General features: G+C 37.8%; 11 protein-coding genes, 1 tRNA gene and 1 pseudogene. 5 read left to right on the forward strand and 8 right to left on the reverse strand.

From position 1 onward, the window contains the following. Positions 1-103: 103 nt before the first annotated feature. From AC3XNE_RS09495 to spxB, 7 genes and pseudogenes are all read right to left on the reverse strand, one after another. Entirely contained in the window at positions 104-832 is a 729-nt protein-coding gene (locus AC3XNE_RS09495) for a hypothetical protein (RefSeq protein ID WP_489831829.1), read from the reverse strand. A gap of 270 nt (positions 833-1,102) precedes the next feature. Continuing rightward, positions 1,103-1,696, reverse strand: a complete 594-nt coding sequence (locus AC3XNE_RS09500; protein ID WP_489831830.1) for a DUF5067 domain-containing protein — start codon at positions 1,694-1,696, stop codon at positions 1,103-1,105. Next, positions 1,696-2,058, reverse strand: coding sequence for a transporter (locus AC3XNE_RS09505; RefSeq protein WP_489831831.1), 363 nt, complete (start codon positions 2,056-2,058; stop codon positions 1,696-1,698). The genes AC3XNE_RS09500 and AC3XNE_RS09505 overlap by 1 nt, the downstream gene beginning before the upstream one ends. Positions 2,059-2,126: 68 nt before the next feature. Next, positions 2,127-2,903 (reverse strand): hypothetical protein, encoded by a 777-nt coding sequence (locus tag AC3XNE_RS09510; protein WP_489831832.1) that lies wholly within the window; start codon positions 2,901-2,903, stop codon positions 2,127-2,129. Between the two features lie 145 nt (positions 2,904-3,048). Beyond that, the gene (locus AC3XNE_RS09515; RefSeq protein ID WP_489831833.1) at positions 3,049-3,753 is read right to left on the reverse strand and encodes a hypothetical protein; all 705 of its coding nucleotides are present in this window, start codon (positions 3,751-3,753) and stop codon (positions 3,049-3,051) included. Positions 3,754-3,806: 53 nt separating this feature from the next. Continuing rightward, positions 3,807-4,391: an LOG family protein gene (locus tag AC3XNE_RS09520; protein ID WP_489831834.1), complete on the reverse strand. Its 585-nt coding sequence runs from the start codon at positions 4,389-4,391 to the stop codon at positions 3,807-3,809. A 113-nt stretch (positions 4,392-4,504) separates the two neighbouring features. Then, positions 4,505-6,279: pseudogene (gene spxB, locus AC3XNE_RS09525) on the reverse strand (pyruvate oxidase). 331 nt (positions 6,280-6,610) lie between these two features. Here spxB and lepA point away from each other — a divergent pair. Together lepA and AC3XNE_RS09535 are read left to right on the forward strand one after the other, a co-directional pair. Next, the gene (gene lepA / locus AC3XNE_RS09530) at positions 6,611-8,440 is read left to right on the forward strand and encodes a translation elongation factor 4 (protein ID WP_489831835.1); all 1,830 of its coding nucleotides are present in this window, start codon (positions 6,611-6,613) and stop codon (positions 8,438-8,440) included. A gap of 323 nt (positions 8,441-8,763) precedes the next feature. Then, positions 8,764-9,216, forward strand: coding sequence for a hypothetical protein (locus AC3XNE_RS09535; RefSeq protein WP_489831836.1), 453 nt, complete (start codon positions 8,764-8,766; stop codon positions 9,214-9,216). A gap of 451 nt (positions 9,217-9,667) precedes the next feature. Here AC3XNE_RS09535 and AC3XNE_RS09540 read toward each other — a convergent pair whose 3' ends face one another. After that, positions 9,668-10,633: a hypothetical protein gene (locus AC3XNE_RS09540; RefSeq protein ID WP_489831837.1), complete on the reverse strand. Its 966-nt coding sequence runs from the start codon at positions 10,631-10,633 to the stop codon at positions 9,668-9,670. 448 nt (positions 10,634-11,081) lie between these two features. Here AC3XNE_RS09540 and AC3XNE_RS09545 point away from each other — a divergent pair. The 3 genes from AC3XNE_RS09545 to AC3XNE_RS09555 all read left to right on the forward strand — a co-directional run bounded on the left by AC3XNE_RS09545 (position 11,082) and on the right by AC3XNE_RS09555 (position 14,298). Next, positions 11,082-11,169, forward strand: a tRNA-Ser gene (locus AC3XNE_RS09545). Between the two features lie 304 nt (positions 11,170-11,473). Beyond that, positions 11,474-12,718 (forward strand): DNA/RNA non-specific endonuclease, encoded by a 1,245-nt coding sequence (locus AC3XNE_RS09550; protein ID WP_489831838.1) that lies wholly within the window; start codon positions 11,474-11,476, stop codon positions 12,716-12,718. A gap of 281 nt (positions 12,719-12,999) precedes the next feature. Next, positions 13,000-14,298 carry a Y-family DNA polymerase gene (locus AC3XNE_RS09555; protein ID WP_489831839.1) on the forward strand — a complete coding sequence of 433 codons (1,299 nt, stop codon included), beginning with the start codon at positions 13,000-13,002 and terminating at the stop codon, positions 14,296-14,298. Positions 14,299-14,437 lie beyond the last annotated feature (139 nt).

Consider the following 14,437-nt stretch of genomic DNA (forward strand, 5'->3'; position numbering starts at 1 on the left):
AGGCAGCAACTTCTTTCTGCGGTATAATAACAAAAGGGTGCACTGCACCTGTATAACAATGTGGGCGTATCTCAATCTTGGCGGAGGGGGATACGTTTTTAATTTATTTTAGTTTCAAATCAATGTGATCAAGTGCACCGTCAGTATATTGATCTTGATCTTCGTTGGAAACACCTGCTGGACGGATGGTTAATGTGTTTTGATCTATTTTATTGTAAGCCTCTTTGAGATCCTTGCCAGTCGAAAGTACTATAACCATGCTTTTATCTTCAACGGTTTTTCCACTTTGAACTTCTTGGTCCGTTGTGTCATCGTTATAGAGAACATTTTCCCTATCGATTTGATTTCCGTCTGGCGTAGAAAAATCGTATTCACCACCTGCATATCCTGAAAAACCATCGTAGGATAGAGTTTGGTCAGACGTATTTTTAAAATCAGTTTCGACAACTGTAAAAATCACTGCTTCATTACCAGTAATCTCATCATCATCTTTATTAAATACAGGCTTAACTTCGTCAAGAGAACCACCGCCTAAATTTTCTATCATATCATAAGACGCTCTATCGATAGCGGCAGTCCAATATTGAGTATTAGATACTTTCATACCGTTGATGTTTTGGTCTGGAACATCTGCGATATCAGCTAAGTAAGTCAAAATAACACCTTGGTCATTTTCAGAAGTCCATTGTCCTTTTTTGGGAAAACTGGGTTCTTTTTTTACGTATTGTTTGTGGAATTTGTCTCCTGTTTTAGAATAGTCTTTTTTCAACTGTGTGATGTATTTTTTGAATTGGCTAACGTGGTAATCATCACCATCTCCTTCTTGAAGCATTGCGATATCTTGACTGGGAACCTTAACACTAGAATCTTTTTTGATGAAGCTCTTTTTTCGGTTTGAGCAGTCTTACTAGAAGTATCTTTCTTTTTGTCTTTTGTAGAATTAGAACATCCCACCAGAATTAAACTGATTCCTAAAACTGATAAACCCGAAACGATATGTTTTTTCATTTGAAACTCCCCTTAATTAATATTTCCCCTTGGTTTTTATTGTCCACAAGGTGCGGACAAGCATTGCTTATTCTCCTAGCATTTATATTTATTGTTATTCAACGTCATATGTTTTTGTAGCGATCGTATCAAAACCAGCGTTATCGAATCTAACAGTGACAGGGTTGTTGTTATTGTCTAAATCGAACATAAAGACACCTTGAACTGTCTTGTCTGGCAAAACTGAGTTGCTGACCATGGTATCTTCACGTGCTTGTTCAGGCGAATTAGCGTTATCGTCTAAGGCCAAAGTACCAGGTTGCAATTGCTTGTTTGATTTACCATCTGTAGCCTTTTGTTTAGCATGGATATACATAGAAGAATCGTCATCCGACATTAAATCGATTTCCTTACCAGAAGTGTTTGTAATATCAGTTTCAAAAACAATAGTCTTCTTGTTTTCATCTGCTGCTGAATTCATAAATGTAACCTTAGTGATTTTATATGTTAATTTATCAGTGGTAAAAGTGTTTGTTTTATCATTGAATGAGAAGTTACCACTTTTATGTGTTTCATCTGCAACTTTCTCAGTTTTAGGTTTTGAACTACTGGATGACTTTTTAGCACTATCTGCATCTGAACTACTGCAACCAGCAATTAACAACATTAAAGCCAAAAGTGATGTTGAAATTACTAATCTTTTTTTCATTATTTGGTATCCTCCTGCGCGTAATTCTTAGATGGGTGTTGTAGCATGATAAAGACCGCTGCGACAATCAGAACGACAATAGCTGGAAAAGCAAGCGCAGCAGAAAAGCCATAAAATGCACTCCCGATAATTCCAAGAACAGAACCAACTAATGAAATGCCGTGCCTTTTGGACTGTATAAGTGCCACGATGTTTAAAGCAACTCCGATCCAAGCCATTACATAAAAGAAGTCACCACTGTTAGTTGTGCCTTCAGCGAAAGCCTCACCAAAAACTACAAACCAAGACACTGTAAACAAGACACAGTTAACTATGTCTAAAATGCCAGTCCAAGTATTTAATGCTAAACGATTCTTCTTCATAAGTAAGAATCCCCCTTAATTAATATTTCCCCCGGTTTTTAACGTCCACGAGGTGCGGACAAAATTATTTATTCATTCAGATTTGGAAAAGCGTTCGACTGCCAGTAATAATCGGCGTATTTAGGGACATTGATGTATTTAAAATGTTTTATATTAAATTTTTGTATGTTAGCGCCACTTAAACTAGTCCGTAGGACGTGTTCCATTGAAGAATTACCCGCTGTGTCTTCAAGTTCAGTATCAACTGTGATTACAACTTTATTGAAATTGCTTGCGTCTCCCGACTTTTTAAGTGCTTTCCAAATAGATGCAGTATCTCGCCAAAAACCACGCAAGGTCATTTTTGCTGTAAAATTATCAGAACCTTTTAAATCAATGTTTAGTTCTTTACCACTATCAGCATAATCACCATATAAGTCTTTTATCTTTAAATAAGGATCGTATTTTTTAAGTATCATTTTAGCCTGATCGTCATTTTTTATACCAGCTTTTTTGGCTTTGCTAACTTCGTTTGATTTACTAGCCTTGGATGCTGCAATACTTGAGCTTTTGGCATTTTTCTTTGACTCTGACTTGCTTTCGGAAGCTGACTCTTTTTTAGACTTAGCTTTTTCAGAGACTGATTCTTTTTTAGATTTAGCGTTTTTTGATGATTCAAGCTTACTTGAACTAGCAGCTTGATCTGCTTCACCCTGTGTGTAGTCGTCTGTTGTGCTATATAATCCTCCAAAAACGAAAGCTAAAATAACGCAAGCAATTAAAGCTTTTTTATTAGGTTTTTTCTTCCAGAAATACCACGCTCCAATTAATAAAATAACAGTTACTACGACAACAAAATTCCCCACAAAATAACCTCCTAAAGTGTTGTGCTGTTAAATCAACGTCTTCGTTGTCTCATAAAAACTATACAATAACATGATAATTTTTATTTATAGAACGCAAGTTCCCTTAAATTTTAAAATAAACGGCATACCTTCGTTTTACATTTTTTCAGAGTTGTTTTAATAAGGTCTTGTCAGAGAGAATGTCTTCACAATTTTGACGCCAGTTACTATTTCTTTTGTTTAGATCTGATAAAACAGGAGTGATCCACTGGTTTGTTGGTAATAATTTTAATAAATTGTGGCCAGCAAATTGAGAAAAGAGGAAGTTCCTGCCGTACAAACGAGCGATTATTTGCCGAAACTTCTTATCTTTGATAGGCAACAACAAATGATTAAGATTATTTCTTTTTCCTAGGTAAAAAAAGTATTGTATTAAAGCTGTCCCTACATTTAATGGTCTTGCTTTATGATCAGCTGCAATTTCATCGGGTAAATGAAGAACACAAATCAGCCCTTGTTGCTCCAGGGTAAGCAAAAAGTTCATTATTGCTATTTCATCTGCTGTCAAAGAAAAATATTTTGCTTTTTGTTGTGACAGACGTTTTCTTAGATGAGATTTAAAATGAACCAGGTCTGCGGGAGAACCTAGGTCAATTTGTAATTGTTGGGCATTTTTAAGCCACAGCGCATGATCAGCAGTTCTGAGTGTTAACCAAGAGTTTGTGCCACTTTTTATTAAGAAATACGCACTAATATCAGACTTTGAAAAATTAACTGCACGAATAAAGTCACCTGAAGGTAATCCCTGAGAAACACTAGTGTACAAATAATTAAAAAGAAGTGAATTATTATCTATAGTAGAATTAGTCATGGCTTTACACCTCCTAGTGGCACGGCAAAAAGTAGCTTCATGACGTAAAGAGCTTAATTTGCAGCCTCTTTTTCATTATAGTTACGAACCTGTGGTGTAGTATGATTTTTCATAAAATTTAATATTTCAGGTAATGAATCAGAAAAAAGTAGGTTCTGGCGATCATTACTTGTTAAAAAACCATTCTCAACCATGGAATCATACATTTTTTCTAAAGGAGAATAAAAACCGCCAACATTGTACAAAACGCAGGGGTCAAAGTTCTCGCCGACTCTAGTCCAAGAAAATGCCTGAGAAATTTCTTCTAGAGTTCCTGGGCCTCCTGGAAGAGCAAGGGAAGCATCAGAAATTTTGAGCATTTCTTTTTTACGTTCTGACATATCGTTAACGACATTTAGTTCAGTTAAACGGCCGAATGTCACATCACGTTTGTAGAGAGCTTCAGGTACTATTCCATACGCTTTGCCTTTATTATCGATGATCGTTTTCGCTAATGTGCCCATCAAGCCGTATTTTCCGCCACCATATACTAGTTCAAAATTATGAGCCACCATCCATTTGCCCAATTTGATCGTGGCTTTTTCGAATTCGGGTGATTTTCCTACTGAAGCACCACAGTAAACTGCTAATTTTGTCATTTCGTCATTCCTTTGTTATCGATCAGTATTCAATTTCATCAGTATAGTATATTTACTTTAACACAAAAAAATCACACCATGAAAAAGTGTGATTTTTTTTCAAACTTAAACTTTTAAGCTTTTACGCCGTATTTATCCAAGTAATAAGGGAAGGGTTTTAATTCTGAGGCATCATACTCTGCAAAGAATTCATCAATAGAACGTTTGCCATGAGCTTTTTGATAACCATCAGAAATGTATTCTACAAAGTGATCACCGTCAATTTCTAATTGGAGTTCTTCAACTGGGATCCCACGTTTGCCAGTGATGTTAGCGTCGATCAAGACAGGTTTGCCGGAATTCGAAGTTGCGAGTGCTTCATCAAAGGCAGTTGCAAGGTCTTCAGCCGTGTTAACTTCGATACCATGTACACCCATTGCTTCAGCGATATCCTTGAACTTGGCATCCTTTAAGTCAATACCAAAGTTGTTCATTGTCAAATCGTCCTGTTCAGATTTGATAAAGCTAAGGTATTGATTTGAAGTAATAACATTGATAACAGGCAAGTTGTACTTGTTCAATGTTAACAAATCTTGCATGACCATGGAGAAAGCACCGTCACCAGCAATATTGAAGACTTGACGTTTTGGATAAGCAAATTGTGCTGCGATCGCACCTGGAAGGCCGTAACCCATAGTTGCAAATAAAGCAGAAATTGTCATCTTTTGGCCATGTTTCATATCTAAGAAACGGAAACTGTTAATGATATTATCACCAACATCAACTGAGAAGAGGGCGTCTGGTTCTGCGATGCGGTTGATCTCACGGTAAACTTGTTCGTATTCAAGCGCACCTTCAGTTTTGCTCATCAAGCCAGCGAGATAAGCTCTCCAGTCTTTCATATCTTCAACAGCTGCTTTATAAAAGGGAGATTCTGGTTGCTGTTCACTTAATTCCAAGGCCTTATCCAGGAATTTACCAGAATCAGACCAGATGCTGTAATTGAGGTAATGATGACGACCAAATTTTGATTTGTCATTGTCGATTTGTACAAACTTAAATTCATGTGTACGATAAACTAAGTTAGCAAATGGGAAGTTAGCACCTAGTGCAATAACTAAGTCAGCAGCACCAAACACCTCGTCAGCTGCCTTTGATGCAGCACGGTTAGAAGTTCCCATATTTCCGGCAAACTTATCATCGACTTTACCTTTAGCAAGTCCAGTGATAACAACTGGGATCTGAAGTTTTTCTGACAATTTTGTAATTTGTCCTGGTTGTCCTTAATACCTGAGCCAACGTGGAAAACAGGGCGTTTAGCTTCCTTGATCATTTCAAGTAAGTGATCAACTTCTTCCTCTGTTGCTTCAGGTTGCGGATCTGGTTTTCGGTCTGTTATCTGTGCAGAAGAGAATGGCACATCTTCAATTTCTTCGAAACCAATATCATTTGGAATAACAACAACAGAAACACCCTTGTTCTTATAAGCTTCACGAATAGCCTTGTCAATAACATATGGCAAACTTTCTGGTGTCATAACGATCCGGTTGTAATCCGCAACATCGGTAAACATTGGTACTTCTGGGAATTCCTGGAAGTAGTCATAGTTTACATTTGAACGTGGAACTTGACCAACAATAGCTAAAACAGGTACATTGTCTTCTTTTGCGTCGTATAAACCATTCAACAAGTTTACAGCACCAGGAGCAGCTGAACCAAAAGTTACACCAACTTCACCAGTAGCTTTAGCATGACCTGCAGCAGCTAATGCACCAACTTGTTCATGACGGACCTGAACGTACTTAATGTTTTTTTGTTCAACTTCCAAGGCATGAAGTGTCGAACTGATAGATCCACCAGGATAACCATAGACGTGTTTGACCCCCCAAGATTCTAGAACTTTGACCATCGCAACGCCGGCTTCCACGGTTTGTTGTTTTTGCAAAATAATACATCCTTTCTCTCTGATAAGCTAAAAAATCAACACTTTCCATTCTACCTTAAATGAAAATCGCTTACAAGGTTGTGTGCAATATTTTTTTTAATTTTATCTAGAAAACCTAAAAACCCAGCAAAAAAGTTGACAAAGCACATTTGCTTAAGATTTTTTTGAACATTATTTTTAAACTGGAAACATATTTACAAAACAAGTTGAAATTAACTAAATTGACTGTCAAGCCCCTAACAGGCTATAATATAACGTTAGGAAGATAACAGAAGAGAAAGCAGGAATTTACTAAATGAATATAGAAGAAATGAAGGAGCGTCAGAAGCATATACGCAATTTTTCGATCGTAGCTCATATCGACCATGGTAAATCAACCATTGCTGATCGAATCTTAGAATTGACGGATACTGTTTCTCATCGTGAAATGAAAGCTCAGCTTTTAGATTCCATGGATCTTGAGCGCGAGCGTGGAATTACTATTAAACTGAATGCTGTTGAACTAAAATATCACGCCGAAGATGGTGAAGATTATATCTTTCATTTAATAGATACACCTGGCCACGTTGATTTTTCTTATGAGGTTTCTCGTTCATTAGCGGCCTGTGAAGGGGCGGTGTTAGTGGTCGATGCTGCCCAAGGTGTGGAAGCACAAACTCTAGCAAATGTTTATCTTGCTATTGATGACGATCTAGAAATTATTCCGGTTATCAATAAAGTCGATCTCCCTTCAGCTCAGCCTGATATGGTTCGACAAGAGATCGAAGATTTGATTGGATTAGACGCATCTGAGGCGGTCTTGACATCAGGAAAAACTGGCCAAGGCGTTCCGGAAATGCTGGAACAGATCGTCACGCAGGTACCTGCACCTTCTGGCGATATTGAAGCACCTCTTAAAGCACTGGTGTTTGATTCGATTTACGATGATTATCGCGGAGTCGTTTTGAGTATTAGGATCACTCAAGGGACAGTTAGACCTGGTGAGCGGATCAAATTAATGAATAGCGGAATGGAATATGAAGTCGCTGAAGTCGGAGTAAATTCACCGAAGCCACTCAAACGTGATTTTCTGCTGGCCGGTGATGTTGGTTATTTGACTGCCAGCATCAAGAATATTAAGAATACACGAGTAGGTGACACAGTTACAAATGCTGATAAACCCGCAGACAGGCCTTTATCAGGCTATCGTGAAATGCACCCGATGGTTTATTCTGGTTTATACCCAACGGATAATGCTAAGTATAATGATTTACGTGAAGCGCTTGAAAAGCTGCAGTTGAATGACGCTGCTTTAGAATTCGAACCGGAAACGTCACAAGCATTAGGTTTCGGTTTTCGTTGTGGTTTCTTAGGTTTGTTGCATATGGATGTTATTCAAGAACGGTTAGAGCGTGAATTTAACATGGATCTGATCACAACGGCACCCGCCGTTACCTATAATGTGGAATTGACTGATGGTTCCTATGTTAAAGTGTCGAACCCTGCGGATATGCCAGAAGTCGCTAATATTGCTCAAATCAATGAACCATTTGTGAAAGCAGAGATCATGGTGCCTAATGATTATGTCGGAGCGGTGATGGAACTATGTCAGCGCAAGCGGGGGCAGTTCGTTACCATGGACTATTTGGACGATACACGCGTCAATGTGATCTATAAGATGCCGTTAGCAGAAATCATTTTTGATTTCTTTGATAAGTTAAAATCAAATACACGTGGCTATGCTTCATTGGATTATGAATTTGACCAAGAGCAGCCGAGTGATCTGGTCAAGATCGATATTTTGTTAAACGGTAGCAAGGTAGATGCTTTGAGCTTTATTTCCCATAAACAGTTTGCTCAGGAACGTGCACGTGTGATCACTAAAAAGCTTAAAGAAATTATCCCGCGGCAAAACTTTGAGATCCCGATTCAAGCAGCAACGGGATCTAAGATCATCGCGCGGACAAATATCAAGGCTTATCGTAAGGATGTAACATCGCGTATTCACACTGGTGATCCCGATAGAAGAGCTAAATTGTTGGAGAAACAAAAGCGTGGGAAGAAACGCATGAAAGATGTCGGTACCGTTCAGATCCCACAAGAAGCATTCATGGCTGTTTTGCAATCTGAAGATGAAAGTAATTAAAGTTTGTTCTTAGCTAGGTTGGACACGGGTCGGCCTTCAACGGCAATCTAAATTATAGTTAAGAATCGCAAAAGGGTGTTTGACTAGACAAGGGGACATAATAAAATGAGGTGGGTGGTGAAGACCACCTGATTTCTATAACTGTTTAAGGATAAAGTGATTTTAGAATCACTTTATCCTCCTTTTTACATAAAGATTTTATTTTGATTTGGATAATTGTAGTTGTTGTGTAAATGGATACACTTACAAAAAGTAATTTTTATTTGAATTATTCGTGCAAGATTGATAGGATGAATACCAGCATATTGAGAGAGGATTTTTGTATGGCAGTATATCAACTTAGCGCAAACAATTTTTTGGGAGTAGATAAAAATAACAGTTATCTGTATGTCCTAAAAATCAAACTTCCAAAGTTTGTCGGTATCAACGAAGAATTTGTTAGCGGACACAGCTATAATTATGTTGACTATGAATTCCTTAAAACACTTGATATTAAGTTTCATGAAGGGAAGTTCACGCGCTTTAAATTATGGCTTGATTTTCCTAAAAATGAGCAGCAAAATCAAAGAAGTTTTGCGGTCAATCTAATGTTTCATCCGGAATTAATGCAGATTCAAAAATATGCGTTTCATATTGATCCGCAATTTTCTATTGAAACAAAACCACAGGAAGGCAATGTTTCGCTAGATGAATTAGAGGAGAATTTTGGTCATTTTCAAATGATCAATTTATTTTTTGGTTCTCAGTTCGAGAGAGTTGGAGTAAGGAATCAATAAAAAGCGTTGCTGTAACAGTAAAAAGCAGTGTAATGGAATTTTATATTTTCCGTTACACTGCTTTTTTGGCATCATCACTAAATTGTTTTCGTGAATGTTACCAGTTTTGTCTGAATTATTTTGCGGGTATAACTTTGACCGACGTCTAACTGCTTTTGCATTTGCGATTATAACTTATACTGACTTTTAACCGCTTTTGAATTTGTAGTTATAACTTTGGCTAAGTTCTGACCGCTTTTTGCGTTGCGGTTAAAACTTCCTCCGACTTTTAACTATATTTGCATTTGCGGTTATAATTCCTACCAATTTTTAGCCACATTTCGTTTCCCACTACGACCTTCCAAAACCCCTAGCAGCAAACAAACATTTTGCAAGAAGCAGTGGGAGGATATAGACATTGTTAACACAAACGGAAAATGCACAAGGGTAGTAATTTTAATCTAATACCTTTTTATCTGCGCCTGTTTTCGTGTGAGTGATTTTCAATTTTATATTTGCGACTGTCTTGAATTTCTGCATAGAAAGTATATATCAATATTATCAAAAAGACGGCGGCAAAATACAAGAACGAATTTAAAGTAAAGTGTGAGTCATCTTTCAATATAGTTGAAGAAGGTGGTGCATAGGCGGTCGATCCATTTGTGAAATCAACGATATTGGCATCCGGCTTTTCACTTTGTTCGGGGTTTTTGTCAGAGCTTGAATTATTGTTATAATTTCCAGCAGCTAAATTTTGTGCCTTACTATAAGTGTCAGTTATTTTTCTAACTTCATTATTTTGGGAGCCTATTGAAGTCTTATCGGTTTCCGAGACCGAAGTAGATGAACTTGTCTGAGTTTTTTGACTATTTCTACTTGGTCGTAGGGGGGCGTTTCTGACCGAATCAGCACTTGAACTTGGGCCGCTTCCCGAACTAGAATTAGCTGCTGGTGCTTGATTTTCAGCGGATGAATTATTTTCACTTGAAGCAGATCCATTTGAACTATTTTCAGATGAAGTTTCAGTTGAACTATTCTCAGAACCAGTAGATCCAGAGCTGGAATCAGAATTTGAACTGGAATCAGAATTCGAACTGGAACTGGAGTCAATAGACGAACTAGTAGACTCGCTTTCAGAAGATGAGTTAGAAGGTTCGCTTTCAGAAGATGAACTAGAAAATGAACCTGATGCAGAGCTGGAGCTTGTTGAGCTGGTCTCAGATAGTCCTGAGCTGTTCTCAGAGGTACTTTGATCAGATCCATTACCATTTTCTTCACTTTCAGATGTTATTGTTTCAGACGTTTCCGAATTTTGAATGTCATCATTCTCTTGGGATCCATCACTCTGTGACTCTGAAGATTCTTGGCTGACAATACTGTTCGCCTCACTGCTGGCTGCGTTTATATTTGGCTCAAACATGGGTAAGAAGAAAAACATTACCAAGGAACTTATACAGAAAGACAAGGTTATGGAGGGTATTTTATGTTTAACCAAAATTTCACTTCCTAATTTTTATAACTGAGGGATACGACACTAAATACAGAACGTATGGTATATGTTAGCACATTTTATGCTATTTCTAAAGTCAATAAAAGTTGTGCTATCTAAAGAAAGTACTGAAATTTTTTGCTGAAAATATAATGAATTAGCAAAAAGTATAAATTTTTCCTTACGTCTTGAGTTGACTAAGAACATAAATTACCTTATCATAATACTAGACATAAGGTCACGCGCCTGAAGATTTATCTTCATTGCTGCTTCGGTAGTGCACATAGTTTTAAACCCATCCTTGCTGGAAGGATGGGTATTTTTAAGCGACATATACAGATCACATTAAATTTATATTGTCATAATGTTTAATGTTTGGTATAATTATTTTTGTTGTGGAGAGTTGGCAGAGTGGTAATGCACCGGACTCGAAATCCGGCGAACCGGCTAATACCGGCGCGCAGGTTCAAATCCTGTACTCTCCTTTTTAGTATAAAATAGAACCACTGTAGAAGCCTTGGAATACCTATTCTAAAGGCTTTTTATTTTTGACTTACCGTTAAAAACAATAAAAATAGTAGGTCATGTGCACAAATGGTGCACGAAAAATGTCTGAGCGTTTTTTATCGAGTGCCTAAAATCCCTGCGCGGGCTCATTAATGCTATCATTAGTATGAAGTTAAGAGCTAATAACTTAAGGGTTTATATGAAATGTTAAATAATTTGACACACCAAGTTATTTAATAAGCCGCTAAAGTTAGTAGTTAAGTTTTTAGGAGGGGAAATTTAATGGATACTTTTTTTATGTTAATAGCACTTGGAGCCTTATTCTATTTTGTTTTTTGTCTGTTTAGCAAAAAGAGGCGTAGGGGGAAAATTAAATGGGCAGTACTTGTGACCTCGATCTTATCTTTTTTCATATTTGGAATGCTGACTCCTGAAGAACCTGAAAAAGCAGATAGTGGAGAAAAAAATGAGCAGGTATCTTCACAGAAAAAGCTCCAAAAAACCAAAAAGACAGTCAGAAAAGGGAAAACTTCTGTACCACGAACGTCCGAGAAAGCAAAAAAAGCTGAGCAAAAACGGCAAGAGCCTGACAAGCAGCAGGGATCAAAGAAACAGGATTCGCGTAAGCAGACACGGTTGGCAAAAAAACAGGCTCAAAGTAGAGTGCGACAGCAAAACCGTGCAGCAAATAAAAACCTTGCGACTTTAGAGTACCAAGGAACCCAAACTATCAATGTTAATAATGGAATACCGACGTTTAGCCAGGCTGATATGTCTACTAAGAATGGGTCGTGGGAAAAATATGGTGAACTTGATAGTTTGAATCGTGCTACTTCTGCTGAAGCAATGTTGAGTCAAGCAACAATGCCACGCTCTGGTGAAGAACGTGAAAGTATTTCTGATGTGACTCCTACTGGTTGGAAGAATAAACGAATATCAAGTGGCTACCTTTATAATAGGTCCCATTTGATTGGTTGGGCGTTATCCGCTGAAAATGATAATTGGAAGAATTTGATCACTGGTACACGGCAATTAAATAGTCCCGAAATGTTGCGTTTTGAGATGGATACCAAGGCATATCTTGAGCAGAGTAGTACTAATTATGTTAGATACTCGGTTACTCCAGTATTTCGTGGCAACGAATTGTTAGCTCGAGGAGTACATATGATGGCCAGGTCCGTTGGTGATAACCAAATATCGTTTAATGTTTTCATTTTTAATGTGCAAGACGGTGTTAAACTAAATTATTCTGATGGTTCAAGCAACGTTTCCGGCGCGGTCCAGGCAAGGAGAGCTTCTAATTATTCTAAACCAAAGGCTAATAGTAGTAGTCAAGAACAACAAAGTGCAGAAAACCAGCAACAAAATCAGCAAAATGATCAACAAAACGTACGAGTATATGTAACTCCTACAGGAGATAAATACCACACGCATCCTCATGGTCGAGGAAATTTTACTTCGACTACACTGAAAGATGCTAAAGCACGAGGATTACAACCATGCAAAGTATGTAACCCTCCAGCATAGAAAAATTAACTTTCAACGGTAGTTAAAGTCCACGGTCTATTGTGGGCTTTTTTTACTCTAAATGAAACAGGAGGCTCAGTCTATCAAATAGCAAGTTCACATAGATAGTTTGTGATATAAACTTGGTGCTCGTTAGTGCTAGCTTGCTGAAGTTTTACTACAGCTTGTCTTTTTAATGGTCATTTGTGAAATACAATAAGGATTTGGAGATATTTACTATTTACATTCCGAACAAAGGTTCCTATAATGGTTATTAGGAACAAACGTTCGGAGGGACAATCATGGATTATTCAAATGAGCCACACGGTGTTTTCTTTCTAATAGATAATAAATCTTTTTATGCTAGTGTTGAATGCGCACAGAGAGGGCTTGATCCACTAGAGGCTCCCGTAGTTGTATTATCCGAACAGGAAAATACCAATGGGGGGCTTATTTTGGCTGCTTCGCCAGTCGCTAAAAAAATGTATGGGATCAGCAATGTTAGTCGCCAGCGTGATCTGCCGAAAGATGATGACCTGTTGATAGTGCCTCCGCGCATGAACTTGTACATTGAAAAGAATCTTGAGATCAATGAAATTTTTCGACATTATACCCAAGGTATCGATTGTGTCCCGTATTCTATTGATGAAACGATCCTTGACTTGACTTATTCATGGCAGTTGTTTGGCAATAACCCCATAGAGGTTGCTAAACAGATCCAAGCAACTGTTCGTGCACAGTTAGGATTGTACACTACTGTTGGTATTGGAGAGAATCCACTCCAAGCTAAATTAGCACTAGATCTATTTGCCAAGCATTCTCCTAACTTGATCGGAAGACTAAGTTATGCTGATTATGCCGAAAAAATTTGGCCGATCACTAAGTTGTCAGATGTGTGGAGCATTGGGAGCAGGACTGAAAAGCATTTGCATAAAATGGGGATTTATTCAATGAAAGATCTAGCCCATGCTACTCCATATATGTTAAAGGAAGAAATGGGGATAATAGGAACACAACTTTTGGCGTTAGCTTGGGGGATCGATCGGACTGACTTAGAAAAACCGGTCAGGGTCAAAAACGACAGCTTAGGAAATTCACAAGTATTACCAAGAGATTATCGCAAGCAAGACGAGATCGAGGTCGTTATCCAAGAAATTGGCGAACAAGTTGCAGCTCGTTTGAGAAAAAGGCATAAGCAGACGATGTGTGTCAGTTTAAGCATTGGTTATTCATACTCTTCAGCTGAAAAAACAGGCAGAAATGGTTTTTCCCAACAAGTAAAGGTTGATCCTACCAGTGACAACCGTATTTTAAACCGTTATCTATTAAGGTTATTTAGAAAAAACTGGGAGGGAGAAACTGTTAGAAATATTGCGGTCAGTTATGGCAAGCTGCTCGCTACACAAGATTTGCAACTGAATTTATTTACTTCTGTAAAAAAACAAGAAAAGCATGTAATGCTGGAAAAAACGTTAGACCAAATAAGAAATAAATTTGGTACAAGTGCGTTGTTCTTCGGTCATAGTTTGCAACATGGTGGGACCATGTTAGAACGTTCTGGTCTGGTGGGTGGTCATAACGGAGGTAATTCTTACACTTAAACCGTGAAAGATAATTTTTGAAAGCAGGTGGTTGTTGGAAATGTAAACAAAAAGAAATGTATTTGTAATAGACTTTTTCTGAAGAAAATTATATACTACTTGCATAGTCAATTGCAGGAACACAAACTTTTTAGCAATT

Source organism: Ligilactobacillus sp. JN-6 (Y).1 (assembly GCF_058111525.1).